Here is a 14,079-nt window from a genome sequence, read left to right on the forward strand (position 1 = left end):
GGAGACGTACTCATGCCGGCCACGCGCGCGTACTCACCCGCGGGGCCGCCCGTCAGTCGGCCTGGCGCAGTCCTCCGAACACCAACCGGGCTACCGCGTCGCCCACTTCGCGCTCACCCATGCCGCGTCCGTCCGGCCGGTACCACTCCACGATGGAGTTGATCATCCCGAAGACGAGCCGGGTCGCCAGCCGGACCTCCACGTCACCGCGCACGTCCCCGTCGGCGGCGGCCGCCTTCAGCAGCTCGGCGACCCGGTGGTCGAAGTCCCGGCGGCGCTCCAGGGCCCAGCGTTCGGTGTCGGTGTTGCCGCGCACCCGCAGCAGCAGGGTGACGTACGGCAGTTCGGCTATCAGCACCTCGACCATGCGCCGTACGACGTACTCGAGCCGGTCGGCGGCGCGCCCCACGCACGCGTGCTCCTCGTCGAGGATCGCGAAGAGCCCGTCCAGCGCCCGGCTGACCGCCCGGCGCAGCAGCTCCTCCTTGCCGGTGACGTGGTGGTAGATCGACGACTTGGAGATACCGGCCGCCCTGGACAGGTGCTCCATGGACGTGCCGTCGTAGCCGCGCTCGTTGAAGACCTGCACGGCGACCGAGAGCAGGCTCTCCGGCGTGTACGTGTCGCGTTTGGCGGTGGTCATGACGTGCTGCCCTCCCCCTTGTCGGTGGCGTACGCGTGGCGGTACAGCGCGAGGGACGGCGCGTAGCGGCCGGACGGGTCGCGCAGGTGCAGGTCGTCGAGGAGGGCGTAGGCCCAGCCCCGGCCGAGCCGGCGGCTCCATTCGAAGGGCCCCAGCGGGTAGTTGACGCCCAGGCGCATGGCGGTGTCGATGTCCTCCTCGGTGGCCACGCCCTTGGCGACGGCGTCGTACGCCAGGTCGACGATACGGGCCACCGCGCGGGCCACGATCATGCCGGGGACGTCGCCGATGACGCTGACCTTCTTGCCGAGCGCCTGGAACAGCCCGGTGGCCTCGGCGAGGGTCCGCGGGGAGGTGTCCTGGGAGGCGGAGAGGGCGACGCGGGTCGCCTTGCGGTAGTCGAGGGCGAGGTCGAAGTAGACGACGTCGCGGAACTCCACGGAGGTCTGGCCGTCGGCGAGGACCAGCTGGCCCCCGCTGGGCAGCACCAGGCGGGTGCCGTTGTCCTCGTCCTCGTCGCGGACCTCGATGCCCGCCTCGCGGATCATCGGCAGCAGATCGGCCGCGGGACCCAGTCCCCCCTCGGCGACGACGTACGCGGGCGGCTGGGCGGGCTCCGCGGTGTGCGGCTCGGGACGGTCGGCTCCGTCGCGGTAGTCGTACCAGCCCTGCCCGCTCTTGCGGCCGAGGCGCCCGGACTCGACCAGCCGGCGCTGGGCCAGCGACGGGGTGAACCGCACGTCCTGGAAGAACGACTGCCAGACGGAGTGCGTGACGGACTCGTTGACGTCCTGCCCGATGAGGTCGGTCAGCTCGAAGGCGCCCATCTTGAAGCCGCCCGACTCGCGCAGCACCGCGTCGATGGTGGCGGGGTCGGCGCCCTGGGACTCGTAGACCGCGAAGGCCTCGGCGTAGAAGGGCCGGGCGATGCGGTTGACGATGAAGCCGGGGGTGTCCGCGCAGGCGACCGGCGTCTTGCCCCACGCGCGGGCCGTCTCGTACGCGCGCGTGGCCGACGTGACGTCGGTGCCGAACCCGGAGACGACCTCGACCAGCGGCAGCAGCGGGGCGGGGTTGAAGAAGTGCAGGCCGACGAAGCGGCCCGGGTTGCGCAGGGCGCCGCCGATGGCCGACACCGACAGCGACGAGGTGTTGGTGGCGAGCAGACAGTCGTCGGCGACGACGTCCTCCAGCTCGCGGAAGAGCTGCTGCTTGACGTCCAGCCGCTCCAGGACGGCCTCCACGACCAGCGCGCAGTCCGCGAGGTCGGCGATGCTCTCGGCGGGCTTCAGCCGGGCGCGGGCCGCGTCGCGTTCCGCGCCGGTGAGCCGGTCCTTCTCGACGAGCCGGTCGAGGCGGGCGCCGATCGCGGCGGCCGCCTCCGCGGCGCGCCCGGGAACGGCGTCGTGGAGCCGTACGGGGTGGCCCGCGACCAGCGCCACCTGGGCGATGCCCTGACCCATGGTGCCGGTGCCGACGACGGCGACGGGGCTGCTGAGGTCGAGTGCTGTCATGAGCGCGATCCTCCCGCACGGCGTTTTCCACAGATGCGCCGGTCCCCCTTGTCCCGACCGATCGTTCGGTTACTCTAACTCTGTCTGCCTGTTCCTGCCCATGTCTTTGCCCAGGTCATGAGCTCGACGAGGAGCTCTTGAGACGAGGAGTTGGTCCCGCATGGCCGCCGAACTCACCGCGAACCAGCTGACCGCCCAGCACCGGCCCACCCTCGACCAGGCGCTGGAAGCGATCCGCACACGCGCGTACTGGTCCCCGCACCCCGAACACCCCAAGGCCTACGGCGAGCACGGCAGCCTGGACGCGGCGGCGGGCAAGGCCGCCTTCGACGCCCTCCTGGGCACCCGCCTCGACCTCGGCCAGCCCGGCACGGACGACTGGGTGGGCGGCGAGGTGTCGCCCTACGGCATCGAGCTGGGCGTCGAGTACCCCCACGCGGACATCGACGTACTGCTGCCCGCCATGCGCGCCGGACAGCGTGCCTGGCGGGACGCGGGCGCGGAGCTGCGCGCCCTGGTGTGCGTGGAGATCCTGAAGCGGATCAGCGACCGGACGCACGAGTTCGCCCACGCGGTCATGCACACCTCCGGCCAGGCCTTCATGATGGCTTTCCAGGCCGGCGGCCCGCACGCCCAGGACCGCGGCCTGGAGGCGGTGGCGTACGCGTACGCGGAGCAGGTCCGCACCCCCGACTCGGCGGAGTGGACCAAGCCCCAGGGCAAGCGCGACCCGCTCGCGCTGACCAAGCGGTTCACGCCGGTCCCGCGCGGGATCGGGCTGGTCATCGGCTGCAACACCTTCCCGACGTGGAACGGCTACCCGGGCCTGTTCGCCTCCCTCGCCACCGGCAACGCGGTCCTCGTCAAGCCGCACCCCCGCGCGGTGCTGCCGCTCGCGCTGACGGTGAAGATCGCGCGGGAGGTGCTCGCCGAGGCGGGCTTCGACCCGAACCTGGTCGCGCTGGCCGCCGAGCGGCCCGGCGAGGGCATCGCCAAGACGCTCGCCACCCGCCCCGAGATCCGCATCATCGACTACACCGGCTCCACGTCCTTCGGCGACTGGCTGGAGAGCAACGCCCGCCAGGCGCAGGTCCACACCGAGAAGGCCGGCGTCAACACGGTCCTCGTGGAGTCGACCGACGACTACAAGGGGATGCTGTCCAACCTGGCCTTCTCGCTGTCGCTGTACAGCGGCCAGATGTGCACCACCCCGCAGAACCTGCTCGTCCCCCGCGAGGGCATCCGCACCGACCAGGGCCCCAAGAGCTACGACGAGGTGGTCGCCGACCTCGCCCGCGCGGTCGACGGTCTGCTCGGCGACGACGCCCGCGCGAACGCCCTGCTCGGCGCGATCGTCAACCCGGACGTCAAGGCCCGCCTGGAGGCCGCGGCCGGTCTCGGCGAGGTCGCGCTGGCCTCCCGCGAGGTCGCCAACCCGGAGTTCCCGGGCGCGGTCGTCCGCACCCCGGTGATCGTGAAGCTGGACGGCGCCAAGCCGGACGACGAGGCCGCCTACATGAGCGAGTGCTTCGGCCCGGTCTCCTTCGCGGTCGCCGTCGACTCGGCGGCCGACGCGCTGGAGCTGCTGCGCCGCACGGTCCGCGAGAAGGGCGCCATGACGGTCGGCGCGTACACCACCGACACGGAGGTGGAGCGGGCCGTCGAGGAGGTCTGCCTGGAGGAGGCCGCCCAGCTCTCCCTCAACCTCACCGGCGGGGTGTACGTCAACCAGACCGCCGCCTTCTCCGACTTCCACGGCTCCGGCGGGAACCCGGCGGCCAACTCGGCCCTCACCGACGGGGCGTTCGTCGCCAACCGTTTCCGGGTGGTGGAGGTACGCCGCGAGGCCTGAGTGGGGCGCGAGGCGCCTCGGTGCGCGCAAGGCGCGTGGTTCGAGCGCGCGGGCCTACGCGCTTCCGAGGCTCCAGTGGTACAGCGTCATGGCCACGCTGGTGGCGAGGTTGTAGCTGGAGACCTGGGGCCGCATGGGAAGGGCCAGCAGCTGGTCGGTCCGCGCGCGCAGCTCGGCGGACAGGCCGCTGCGCTCGGAGCCGAAGGCGAGGACGGCGTCGTCCGGGAGCTTCACGCCGCGGATGTCGTCGCCCTCCGGGTCCAGCGCGAACAGCGGCCCCGGCGGCAGCTCCGGCACGGTCAGCCGCTCCACGGCGGTCGCGAAGTGCAGGCCCGCACCGCCGCGCACCACCGTCGGATGCCAGGGGTCGAGGGTGCCGGTGGTGACCACGCCGGTCACCCCGAAACCGGCGGCCAGCCGGATCACGGCGCCCGCGTTGCCGAGGTTGCGCGGGTTGTCGAGGACCACCACGGGGGCGGTGCGCGCGGCGCCGCCCAGCCGGTCGAGGTTGGCCGCGCGGGAGGGCCGTACGGCGAGCGCGGCCACGCCGGTGGGGTGCGGGCGCGGCACGAGCGAGGCGTATGTCGTCTCCGGCACCTCGGTGAGCAGCGCCTCCAGCGGCTGCCGGACGTCGGGGGCCAGCTCGTCGGCGAGGGCGAGGGCGGTCCGCCGGTCGGTGGTGACCGCGACCGGCACCTCGGCGTCGAAGCGCACGGCGTGCTTGAGGGCGTGGAAGCCGTCCAGCAGCACACAGCCGCCGACGAGCCGGTGCCAGACGGTCACGGGGTCGGCGGGGCCGGCCAGGTCGTTCATGCCGTGAAGCCTACGTGGCTGGGCGCACCCGGCTCCGGCACCCGTGGCTCGGGCCCGGAGGCCCGGCCCGCGCGGGAGAAGCGGGAGAACAGGCCGGTGCGGGAGAACAGCCGTCCACGCGCGCGTTGCGCCCACCCGCCGAGGCGGCGCAGGAACGACGTCGGCAGGAAGACGGCGTCCGCCGCGATCATGGCCAGCGAGAAGAACGGCAGTCCGAGGACCACGGCGATCACCGCGTGCTCGGTGATCATGCCGGCGAGCAGGACGTTCTTGACCCGTCGGTGGAACAGCGTGAACGGGAAGGCCACCTGAACCAGGACCGTCCCATACGTCACCAGCATCACCAGGGTGCCGCTGCTGGAGAGCAGGTCGGCGAGGGCGGGCCAGGGGGAGAAGGAGTCCAGGTGCAGCGGGTAGTAGACGGCGGTGCCGTCCTGCCAGCGGGAGCCCTGGATCTTGTACCAGCCGGCCGTGGCGTAGATCAGACAGGCCTCGGCCATGATCACCAGCAGCGCGCCGTTGTGCACGATGTTCGCGACCAGATCGAGCGCGATCCGCGGCTGCGCGGTCCGCGCGTACCGGCCGACGGCCCACCACAGGGCCTGCGCCACCAGGACGGCCAGCAGCAGCACCGGCACCATCGGGTCGCCGTCGAGGCGGCCCGCGGCGGCCACCGCGGCCAGCGCCAGGCCGAGCACGGCCCACAGCGCTGGACCCGTGGCGTCGCCGGACCGCTCCCCACGCGCGCGTGCCGCGGCGGCGAGGCGGGCGCGCCGCGCGTCCAGCGACCACACCTGGCCGCAGCGCGTGAAGATCAGGTAGACGCTCATCAGGTGCAGGACGTTGTCGCCGCCGTCGCCCATGAAGACGCTGCGGTTCTGCAGCGACAGCACGCCCACCATGAAGAGCACGGACATCGTCCGGGTCCGCCAGCCCAGCATCAGCAGCAGGCTGGACAGCATGGCGAACCCGTAGCCGATCTCGAACCAGACCCGGCCGTCGAACCACAGCAGCGCGGTGAAGGCGCCGTTCTGCCCGACCAGCTCTTCGGCGAGAGGCTTGCTCCACGGGCCGTCGGGGCCATACAGCTCCGCGCGGTGCGGGAACTCGCGCAGCAGGAACAGCAGCCAGGTCGCGGAGAAGCCGATGCGGACCACCGCGGTCTGGTACGGGCCGAGAGCGGACTCGGTGACCCGGGCGATCGCGCCGGACAGCGCGAGAGCGAGGCGGTTCACCCGACACCTCCACGGGTCTCCTCCGCCGGGACCGACCACCAGGGCAGCACCCGGTACACCGGCTTCAGCGATATCCGTTCCCCGCTCCACTCCGGCGGTCGCACATTGGCGGTACGGGAGCGTATCTGGACGCGTTCGACGGCACCGCCGGGACCGGCCGCGTCCGCGCGGTCCAGGCGCATCACGACGATGCGGCGCAGATAGGTCTCGGCGAGCAGGCCCCGCGAGGCGCTGGACCGGCTGTCGTCGTCGTGGGTGGCGGTGTAGAAGTCCCAGGCGCGGCGCAGCTCGTTCTGCTGGGTGTGGCTGGGCAGCAGGTTGCCGTCGATCGCCCGGCCGTCCGCGGCGGACAGGTCGTACCAGCCGGTGGTGCGCAGGTCGCCGTCCTCGGTGCGGACCTGGGCACGGACCTGGACGGCGATGTTCTGCTGGAGCGGGTTCGGCGCGAACAGCTTCCAGTTCTGTTCGAACTCCGGGTATATCCAGTCGTCGATCGCGTCACCGTGCGCCTTGGTCACCGTGTTCGACGGCGCGACGTGCAGGAAGACCATCCCGACGTGCGCGCAGACGGCGACCGCGACGACGGCCAGCGCCAGTGCCACGCCGATCTGCCAGGTGAGGGAGAGCGCGGCGACGCCTGTACGGCGGTCGGCGATCCGGCCGCCCGGGTCCGCCACGCCGACGGGAGCGGCCGGTTTCGCCGCGCTGGCGGGGCCGGCCGGTTTCGCCGCCTCGACCGCTTGCCCCGGAACGCCCGGAACGCCCGGGGCGGCCGCGCCGGTCCCGCGCGCCTCCCCTGCGCCGTGCGCGTCCGTTCCGCCGTGCGCGTCCATTCCGCCCCGTTCCCCGATTCCTTCCGGCCCGACTGCTCCGCCCGCCCGTCCGCGAAGCCTCGTACACCGCCGTGCCGCCCGCCACGGAGCCGGTCCGGAGCCGTCATCGCCCGCCCGCACCGCCGAGCGGTGCCGAAGGCGAACGCTACTCAGGCCGGGCCGCCCGGCACAGCCCCTTCGGCCGACCCGACGGTCGTCCACAGCCGCACGGCGGCCGTCCGCAGGTTATCCACAGCGGTTGACACCTTACGGCGCCCGTCCCACCATGGAATCGCACGGACCGAACGATCGGTCGGGAGCTTGCTCCTCGCGGAGCCCAGGTCGAGGGGGACCTCATGGCGACAGCAGCCGCGCAGCACACCGCCCGCGGCCAGGCGGACGGCGATCACACCGCCGACGGCACCGCCCAGGACACCGCCGCCTACGAGCGCGCCTTCGACGCCGCCGTCGCCGCCGACGAGCGCGTCGAACCGCGCGACTGGATGCCCGACGCCTACCGGGCGACACTCGTCCGGCAGATCGCCCAGCACGCCCACTCCGAGATCATCGGCATGCAGCCGGAGGCCAACTGGATCACGCGCGCGCCCTCACTGCGCCGCAAGGCCATCCTGATGGCCAAGGTCCAGGACGAGGCCGGCCACGGCCTGTACCTCTACAGCGCCGCCGAAACCCTCGGCACCAGCCGCGACGAACTCCTGGACAAGCTCCACTCCGGCCGCCAGAAGTACTCGTCGATCTTCAACTACCCCACGCTGACCTGGGCCGACGTGGGCGCCATCGGCTGGCTGGTGGACGGCGCCGCGATCACCAACCAGGTCCCGCTGTGCCGCTGCTCCTACGGGCCGTACGCCCGCGCGATGGTCCGCATCTGCAAGGAGGAGTCCTTCCACCAGCGCCAGGGTTACGAACTGCTGCTGGCGCTCAGCCGCGGCACCCCCGAGCAGCACGCGATGGCGCAGGACGCCGTCGACCGCTGGTGGTGGCCGTCCCTGATGATGTTCGGCCCGCCCGACGACGAGTCGCAGCACTCGGCGCAGTCGATGGCCTGGAAGATCAAACGCCACTCCAACGACGAGCTGCGCCAGCGTTTCGTCGACATCTGCGTCCCGCAGGCCGAGTCCCTGGGACTCACCCTCCCCGACCCGGACCTGCGGTGGAACGAGGAGCGCGGGCACTACGACTTCGGCGCGATCGACTGGACGGAGTTCTGGGACGTCCTCAAGGGCAACGGGCCGTGCAACGAACAGCGGCTGACCCAGCGCAGGCGGGCCCACGACGAGGGCGCCTGGGTCAGGGAAGCGGCCGCGGCCTACGCGGCCAAGCACAGCGAGACGGGAGCGACGCACGCATGACGAACACCGACTGGCCGCTGTGGGAGGTCTTCGTCCGCTCCCGGCGCGGACTCTCCCACACCCACGCCGGGAGCCTGCACGCGCCGGACGCGGAACTCGCCCTGCGCAACGCCCGCGACCTGTACACCCGCCGCGGCGAAGGCGTCTCGATCTGGGTCGTGCCGTCCTCGGCGATCACCGCGTCCTCGCCCGACGAGAAGGACCCGTTCTTCGAACCCGCCGCCGACAAGCCGTACCGGCATCCCACGTTCTACGAGATCCCGGAGGGAGTGAAGCACCTGTGACGACGACCGTGCCCACCACGGCGGCCCTCGCGCTCGGCGACGACGCCCTGGTGCTCTCCCACCGGCTCGGCGAATGGGCCGGCCACGCCCCCGTCCTGGAGGAGGAGGTCGCCCTCGCCAACATCGCCCTGGACCTGCTCGGCCAGGCCCGGGTGCTGCTGTCGACGGCCGGCGACGAGGACGAGCTGGCGTACCTGCGCGAGGAGCGCGCCTTCCGCAACCTCCAGCTGGTGGAACAGCCCAACGGCGACTTCGCCCACACCATCGCCCGCCAGCTGTACTTCTCCACCTACCAGCACCTGCTCTACGACCGGCTGGCCACCGGGGACGGCCCGTTCGCCGACCTCGCCGCGAAGGCCGTCAAGGAGGTCGCCTACCACCGCGACCACGCCGAACAGTGGACCCTGCGGCTCGGCGACGGCACGGACGTCAGCCACGAGCGGATGCGGCACGCCTGCACCGCGCTGTGGCGGTTCACCGGCGAGATGTTCCAGCCCGTGGAAGGCCTCGACATCGACTGGGCGGGCATGGAGACCGCCTGGCTGGAGCAAGTCGGGAACGTGCTGCGCCGGGCCACACTGACCGTCCCCGAAGGCTCGCGGACCGGCGCCTGGGCGGCCGGTGCCGGCCGGCAGGGCCTGCACACCGAGTCGTTCGGGCGGATGCTCGCCGAGATGCAGCACCTGCACCGCAGCCACCCGGGGGCGTCATGGTGACCGTCACCCCGCTGGAGGCGGAACTCCTGGAGATCGCCGGCTCGGTCCCCGACCCCGAGCTGCCCGTGCTGACCCTCCGGGAGCTGGGTGTGCTGCGCGCGGTGCATGTGCGCGGCGCCGACGCGGTCGAGGTCGAGCTGACCCCGACGTACACCGGCTGCCCAGCCATCGAGGCCATGTCCCTCGACATAGAGCGGGCACTGCACGAGCAGGGCGTACGCGAGGTCACCGTCCGCACGGTGCTCACCCCGGCCTGGTCCACGGACGACATCACGGACGAGGGCCGCCGCAAGCTGCGCGAGTTCGGCATCGCCCCGCCACGCGTCCGGCGGACACCCTCCGAACCCGTCCTCGTCGGGCTGGGCCCCACCCGTACCGCCGCGGCCGAGCCGGACCCCGTCCACTGCCCGCACTGCGGCTCCGCCGACACCGAACTGCTCAGCCGCTTCTCCTCCACCGCGTGCAAGGCACTGCGCCGCTGCCTCGCCTGCCGCGAACCGTTCGACCACTTCAAGGAGTTGTGATGGCCCGCTTCCACACACTCCCCGTGGCCGCGGTCGACCGGCTCACCGACGACTCCGTCGCCCTGACCCTGACCGTGCCACCGGAGCTGCGCGAGGAGTACCGGCACAAGCCCGGACAGCATCTCGCCCTGCGCCGCACCGCCGACGGCACGGAGATACGGCGCACCTACTCGATCTGCTCCCCGGCCCCCGCCCCGGACGGCGATGGCCCGCGCACCCTGCGGGTCGGCGTGCGGCTGGTCGAGGGCGGCGCGTTCTCCACCTACGCCCTGAAGGAGATCGACATCGGGGACGAGCTGGAGGTGATGACCCCCGCGGGCCGCTTCACCCTCGACCCCGCACCCGGCCTCTACGCGGCCATCGTCGGCGGCAGCGGCATCACACCCGTGCTGTCGATCGTCTCGACGCTGCTCGCCCGCGAACCGGAGGCCCGGTTCTGTCTGATCCGCAGCGACCGTACGACGGCCTCGACGATGTTCCTGGAGGAGGTCGCCGACCTCAAGGACCGCTACCCGGAGCGGCTGCAGCTGGTCACCGTGCTGTCCCGGGAGGAGCAGCAGGCGGGCCTGCCGACCGGCCGGCTCGACCGGGAGAGGCTGACCGGGCTGCTTCCGGCGCTGCTGCCGGTCGCGGAGGTCACCGGGTGGTTCCTGTGCGGGCCGTACGGGCTGGTGCAGGGCGCGGAGCGCGCCCTGCGCGACCTGGAGGTGCCGCGCGCCCGGATCCACGAGGAGATCTTCCACGTGGATGCCGGTACGACCACCGCGACGGCCTCCCCGGCCCCCGCGCACAGCGCGGTGACGGCCCGGCTGGACGGCCGCGGCGGGACCTGGCCCGTGCAGGCCGGCGAGTCGCTGCTGGAGACGGTCCTGCGCAACCGCCCCGACGCGCCCTACGCCTGCAAGGGCGGGGTGTGCGGCACCTGCCGGGCCTTCCTGGTCTCCGGCGAGGTACGCATGGACCGCAACTTCGCCCTGGAGGCGGAGGAGACGGAGGCGGGTTATGTGCTGGCGTGCCAGTCGCATCCGGTGACGGAGCGGGTGGAGCTGGACTTCGACCGCTGAGCCTCGTGCCCGGGGCCCGGGTTTGGATCTGGGTCCCGGGGCCCGGTGCTCACGGTGGCACCGGGCCCGGCGCGACCGTTTCCTTCTACTGGAACTTGTTCGATCTTGACGCTCCGTCAGATCGCAGTGAGCTTGCCGGAGCCGCCGAGAGGACAGGGCCGTGGACTTCACCTTCAGCGAGGACCGCTGGCGGCACACCAGCTCGCCTGAACCCGGACCGCGGGCCCGGCCCCGGCCACACCCACTGACCCGGTCAGAGGTCGGCTGCCCTGCCTACAGGACGTGACCCTGCTGCCCGGCGTCCGTCACGACGGGACGGCCGACCGCCTGCCACGCCTGCATTCCACCGTCGACGTTCACGGCGTCGATGCCCTGCTGGGCGAGATACATGGTGACCTGCGCCGAACGCCCACCCGAGCGGCAGATGACATGGATACGGCCGTCCTGCGGCGCCGCCTCGGTCAGCTCGCCGTAGCGCGCGACGAACTCGCTGATGGGAATGTGCAGCGCCCGCTCGGCGTGACCCGCCTGCCACTCGTCGTGCTCGCGGACGTCCAGCAGGAAGTCGTCGTCCTTCAGGTCGGTGACCTGAACCGTGGGCACCCCAGCTCCGAAATTCATGCTTCCGACGCTACCCGACTCGGCCGCCGCCCCAGGAGCGGCGACTCAGCCGCCCTGCGCCTGCAACGCCGCCAGCTCCGCCTCGCGCTTGGCGACCTCGGCCAGCAGCTGCTCGGCGATCTCGTCGAGAAGCCGGTCGGGATCGTCCGGCGCCAGCCGCAGCATCCCCCCGATCGCGCCGTCCTCCAGCTCCCGGGCCACCACCGTCAGCAGCTCCTTGCGCTGGGCCAGCCACTCCAGCCGGGCGTACAGCTCCTCGGCGCGGCTCGGGCGCCGCTCCGCCGGCACCGGGCCGGCCGCCCACTCGTCGGCCAGCTCCCGCAGCAGCGCCTCGTCGCCGCGGGCGTAGGCGGCGTTCACCCGGGTGATGAACTCCTCACGCCGGGTCCGCTCGCCCTCCTCCTGCGCAAGGTCCGGGTGCGCCTTGCGGGCCAGCTCCCGGTAGAGCCTGCGGGCCTCGTCGCTGGGCCGCACCCGCTGCGGCGGCCGCACCGGCTGGTCCGTGAGCATCGCGGTGGCCTCCTCGAACAGGCCGTCGCCGTCCATCCAGCCGTGGAACAGCTCCTCCACGGACGGCATCGGCAGCACCCGGGCCCGCAGCTCCTGCGCGATCCGCAGATCCTCGGGATCGCCGGTACGGGCCGCCTTGGCCTCGGCTATGCACGCGTCCAGCTCCTCCAGGCGGGCGTACATCGGGCCGAGCCGCTGATGGTGCAGCCGCGAGAAGTTCTCCACCTCCACGCGGAAGGTCTCCACCGCGATCTCGAACTCGATCAGCGCCTGCTCAGCCGCCCGCACGGCCCGCTCCAACCGTTCCTCGGGCCGCGACTCGGCACCATCGGACACGGACTCGGGCTGCTCAGCTTCCGGGGTGGTCACCCGACCAGCGTAGGCCACGGCTTCCGGGGGTGGCGCCCTCGGCTGATGCGGGCCCGGCCCACGTTCGACGTGGCCGCCTTCGGGGTGGGGGCCCCGCCCCCCTCCTCCCCCTCCCCCCTCCCTCCCTCGCCCCGTTCCCCTCCCCCTCCCTCTCCCCCAGAAGCCTCAGGCCCCCATCTCCGCGGCAACCCTCCCCGCCCGCACGCCCGCCACCAGCGCCGCGTGGTCCGCCTCCGTGCGGTCGGCGTAGGCGACGGCGAACGCGGCAATCGACTCGTCCAGTTCCTCGTTCTTGCCGCAGTACCCGGCGATCAGCCGTGGGTCGGCGCTGTGCGAGTGGGCGCGGGCGAGGAGGGCGCCGGTCATGCGGGCGTAGTCGTCGACCTGGTCGGCGGCGAGGGCGGCGGGGTCGACGCTGCCCTTGCGGTTGCGGAACTGGCGGACCTGGAAGGGGCGCCCGTCGACCGTCGTCCAGCCCAGCAGGATGTCGCTGACGACCTGCATGCGCTTCTGCCCGAGGACGACCCGGCGGCCCTCGTGCTCCGCCGGCGGTGCCTGGAACCCGGCGGTCACCAGGTGCGGCACCAGCGCCGACGACCGCGCCTCCTTGACCTGGAGCACCAGCGGCTCCCCGCGGTGGTCCAGGAGGAGGACGACGTACGAGCGGGTTCCCACGCTGCCGGTGCCCACCACGCGGAACGCCACGTCGTGCACCGCGTGCCGGGCCAGCAGCGGCAGGCGGTCCTCGGACAGCGTCGCCGCGTACTCCTCCAGTGCCGCCGCGACCGCCGCCGCCTCCTCGTCCCGGACCCGGCGCAGCACGGGTGGCGCGTCCACGAACCGGCGTCCGCCGTCCAGCGTCGACTCGGTGGACTTCGCCGCGAACCGTCCGCTGGTGTTGGCCCGCGCCTTCTCGGAGACCCGCTCCAGAGTGCCGAGCAGATCATGGGCGTCGGTGTGGGAGACCAGCTCCTCGTCCGCGATGGCGTTCCACGCGTCCAGCACGGGCAGTTTCGCCAGCAGCCGCATGGTGCGCCGGTAGGCGCCCACCGCGTCGTGGGCGGCCGCGCGGCAGGTTTCCTCGTCGGCGCCCGCCTCCCGGCCCGCCAGCACCAGCGAGGCGGCGAGCCGCTTCAGGTCCCACTCCCAGGGGCCGTACACGGTCTCGTCGAAGTCGTTGAGGTCGATGACCAGGCCGCCGCGCGCGTCGCCGTAGAGGCCGAAGTTCGCCGCGTGCGCGTCGCCGCATATCTGGGCGCCGATCCCGGTCACGGGTGTCCGGGCGAGGTCGTACGCCATGAGTCCCGCCGAGCCGCGCAGGAAGGCGAACGGCGTGGCCGCCATCCGGCCGACCCGGAGCGGCGCCAGCTCGGGTATGCGGTCACGGCTGGACTCCTCGACCGCGGTGACCGCGTCGGGGCGGGAGCCGTCGAGTTCGAGTGCGGCATGGGCGCGCCGCGGCACCCGCTGCCGCAGCGCCTTCCCCTCGTCCTTGGGCGAGCCCTGCGCGGGCCACTCGGCGAATCCCGGCACCCGGGGCAGCCGCCGTCCCCCAGCGGATCCCGTGCCGGCCCCCGCTCCGGACCCCGCTCCGGACTCGCCGCCGGCCTGCGCGTCGCCCCGCGCCTCCGCACCGACTTCGGTCACTCCGACCGCCTCCCCTGTCCTCACGGCACCCGCCCCCGACTCATTTCGTGCCGACCGTACAGCCGCCCGACGCCACCGCGTCAGCCCCTGTGGACAACTCCG

At 72.8% G+C, this 14,079-nt stretch carries 14 protein-coding genes; 6 read left to right on the top strand and 8 right to left on the bottom strand.

Annotated features, from left to right (window positions below; all coding sequences use genetic code 11):
• Positions 1–52: 52 nt before the first annotated feature.
• Positions 53–643 carry a TetR/AcrR family transcriptional regulator gene (locus tag AMK31_RS35600; protein ID WP_073944888.1) on the bottom strand — a complete coding sequence of 197 codons (591 nt, stop codon included), beginning with the start codon at positions 641–643 and terminating at the stop codon, positions 53–55.
• Positions 640–2,157 (bottom strand): 3-hydroxyacyl-CoA dehydrogenase, encoded by a 1,518-nt coding sequence (locus tag AMK31_RS35605; protein ID WP_073944889.1) that lies wholly within the window; start codon positions 2,155–2,157, stop codon positions 640–642. The genes AMK31_RS35600 and AMK31_RS35605 overlap by 4 nt, the downstream gene beginning before the upstream one ends.
• A 160-nt stretch (positions 2,158–2,317) precedes the next feature.
• Here AMK31_RS35605 and paaN point away from each other — a divergent pair, with 160 nt between their 5' ends.
• Positions 2,318–4,009 carry a phenylacetic acid degradation protein PaaN gene (gene paaN, locus AMK31_RS35610; RefSeq protein WP_073944890.1) on the top strand — a complete coding sequence of 564 codons (1,692 nt, stop codon included), beginning with the start codon at positions 2,318–2,320 and terminating at the stop codon, positions 4,007–4,009.
• 54 nt (positions 4,010–4,063) lie between these two features.
• On the opposite strand, the gene AMK31_RS35615 is transcribed toward paaN, so the two are convergent.
• Genes AMK31_RS35615 through AMK31_RS35625 form a run of 3 tightly spaced genes read right to left on the bottom strand, consistent with a single transcriptional unit; the run spans position 4,064 to position 6,890 of the window.
• Positions 4,064–4,822: a TrmH family RNA methyltransferase gene (locus AMK31_RS35615; RefSeq protein WP_073944891.1), complete on the bottom strand. Its 759-nt coding sequence runs from the start codon at positions 4,820–4,822 to the stop codon at positions 4,064–4,066.
• Positions 4,819–6,057 carry an HTTM domain-containing protein gene (locus AMK31_RS35620; protein ID WP_073944892.1) on the bottom strand — a complete coding sequence of 413 codons (1,239 nt, stop codon included), beginning with the start codon at positions 6,055–6,057 and terminating at the stop codon, positions 4,819–4,821. Before AMK31_RS35620 ends, AMK31_RS35615 begins: the two co-directional genes overlap by 4 nt.
• Entirely contained in the window at positions 6,054–6,890 is an 837-nt protein-coding gene (locus AMK31_RS35625; RefSeq protein WP_073944893.1) for a DUF5819 family protein, read from the bottom strand. The genes AMK31_RS35620 and AMK31_RS35625 overlap by 4 nt, the downstream gene beginning before the upstream one ends.
• A 335-nt stretch (positions 6,891–7,225) precedes the next feature.
• On the opposite strand from AMK31_RS35625, the gene paaA reads away from it, so the two are divergent.
• From paaA to AMK31_RS35650, 5 genes are read left to right on the top strand one after another with little or no spacing between them, the layout of a single operon-like run.
• The gene (paaA, locus tag AMK31_RS35630) at positions 7,226–8,242 is read left to right on the top strand and encodes a 1,2-phenylacetyl-CoA epoxidase subunit PaaA (protein WP_073944894.1); all 1,017 of its coding nucleotides are present in this window, start codon (positions 7,226–7,228) and stop codon (positions 8,240–8,242) included.
• Positions 8,239–8,526 carry a 1,2-phenylacetyl-CoA epoxidase subunit PaaB gene (gene paaB / locus AMK31_RS35635; protein WP_073944895.1) on the top strand — a complete coding sequence of 96 codons (288 nt, stop codon included), beginning with the start codon at positions 8,239–8,241 and terminating at the stop codon, positions 8,524–8,526. Before paaA ends, paaB begins: the two co-directional genes overlap by 4 nt.
• Positions 8,523–9,242, top strand: a complete 720-nt coding sequence (gene paaC / locus AMK31_RS35640; protein ID WP_073944896.1) for a 1,2-phenylacetyl-CoA epoxidase subunit PaaC — start codon at positions 8,523–8,525, stop codon at positions 9,240–9,242. The genes paaB and paaC overlap by 4 nt, the downstream gene beginning before the upstream one ends.
• Positions 9,236–9,766: a 1,2-phenylacetyl-CoA epoxidase subunit PaaD gene (paaD, locus tag AMK31_RS35645; RefSeq protein WP_073944897.1), complete on the top strand. Its 531-nt coding sequence runs from the start codon at positions 9,236–9,238 to the stop codon at positions 9,764–9,766. The genes paaC and paaD overlap by 7 nt, the downstream gene beginning before the upstream one ends.
• Positions 9,766–10,830 (top strand): 2Fe-2S iron-sulfur cluster-binding protein, encoded by a 1,065-nt coding sequence (locus tag AMK31_RS35650; protein ID WP_073944898.1) that lies wholly within the window; start codon positions 9,766–9,768, stop codon positions 10,828–10,830. Before paaD ends, AMK31_RS35650 begins: the two co-directional genes overlap by 1 nt.
• Positions 10,831–11,103: 273 nt before the next feature.
• Here the strand turns inward: AMK31_RS35650 and AMK31_RS35655 are convergent, their stop codons facing one another.
• The 3 genes from AMK31_RS35655 to AMK31_RS35665 all read right to left on the bottom strand — a co-directional run bounded on the left by AMK31_RS35655 (position 11,104) and on the right by AMK31_RS35665 (position 13,977).
• On the bottom strand, positions 11,104–11,433 hold the full coding sequence (locus AMK31_RS35655) for a rhodanese-like domain-containing protein (protein ID WP_073944899.1): 330 nt from the start codon (positions 11,431–11,433) through the stop codon (positions 11,104–11,106).
• 63 nt (positions 11,434–11,496) lie between these two features.
• Positions 11,497–12,330, bottom strand: coding sequence for a hypothetical protein (locus tag AMK31_RS35660; protein ID WP_073944900.1), 834 nt, complete (start codon positions 12,328–12,330; stop codon positions 11,497–11,499).
• A 165-nt stretch (positions 12,331–12,495) separates the two neighbouring features.
• Positions 12,496–13,977, bottom strand: coding sequence for a DUF2252 domain-containing protein (locus tag AMK31_RS35665; RefSeq protein ID WP_073944901.1), 1,482 nt, complete (start codon positions 13,975–13,977; stop codon positions 12,496–12,498).
• Positions 13,978–14,079: the final 102 nt, after the last annotated feature.

It is taken from the genome of Streptomyces sp. TSRI0107 (genome assembly GCF_001905845.1).
Classification (GTDB): domain Bacteria; phylum Actinomycetota; class Actinomycetes; order Streptomycetales; family Streptomycetaceae; genus Streptomyces.

Coding starts and splice junctions, on each gene's coding strand:
- paaN (WP_073944890.1), top strand. CDS start 2,318: ATGGCCGCCGAACTCACCGCGAACCAGCTGACCGCCCAGCACCGGCCC.
- AMK31_RS35615 (WP_073944891.1), bottom strand. CDS start 4,822: ATGAACGACCTGGCCGGCCCCGCCGACCCCGTGACCGTCTGGCACCGG.
- paaD (WP_073944897.1), top strand. CDS start 9,236: ATGGTGACCGTCACCCCGCTGGAGGCGGAACTCCTGGAGATCGCCGGC.
- AMK31_RS35605 (WP_073944889.1), bottom strand. CDS start 2,157: ATGACAGCACTCGACCTCAGCAGCCCCGTCGCCGTCGTCGGCACCGGC.
- paaA (WP_073944894.1), top strand. CDS start 7,226: ATGGCGACAGCAGCCGCGCAGCACACCGCCCGCGGCCAGGCGGACGGC.
- paaB (WP_073944895.1), top strand. CDS start 8,239: ATGACGAACACCGACTGGCCGCTGTGGGAGGTCTTCGTCCGCTCCCGG.
- AMK31_RS35650 (WP_073944898.1), top strand. CDS start 9,766: ATGGCCCGCTTCCACACACTCCCCGTGGCCGCGGTCGACCGGCTCACC.
- AMK31_RS35625 (WP_073944893.1), bottom strand. CDS start 6,890: ATGGACGCGCACGGCGGAACGGACGCGCACGGCGCAGGGGAGGCGCGC.
- AMK31_RS35600 (WP_073944888.1), bottom strand. CDS start 643: ATGACCACCGCCAAACGCGACACGTACACGCCGGAGAGCCTGCTCTCG.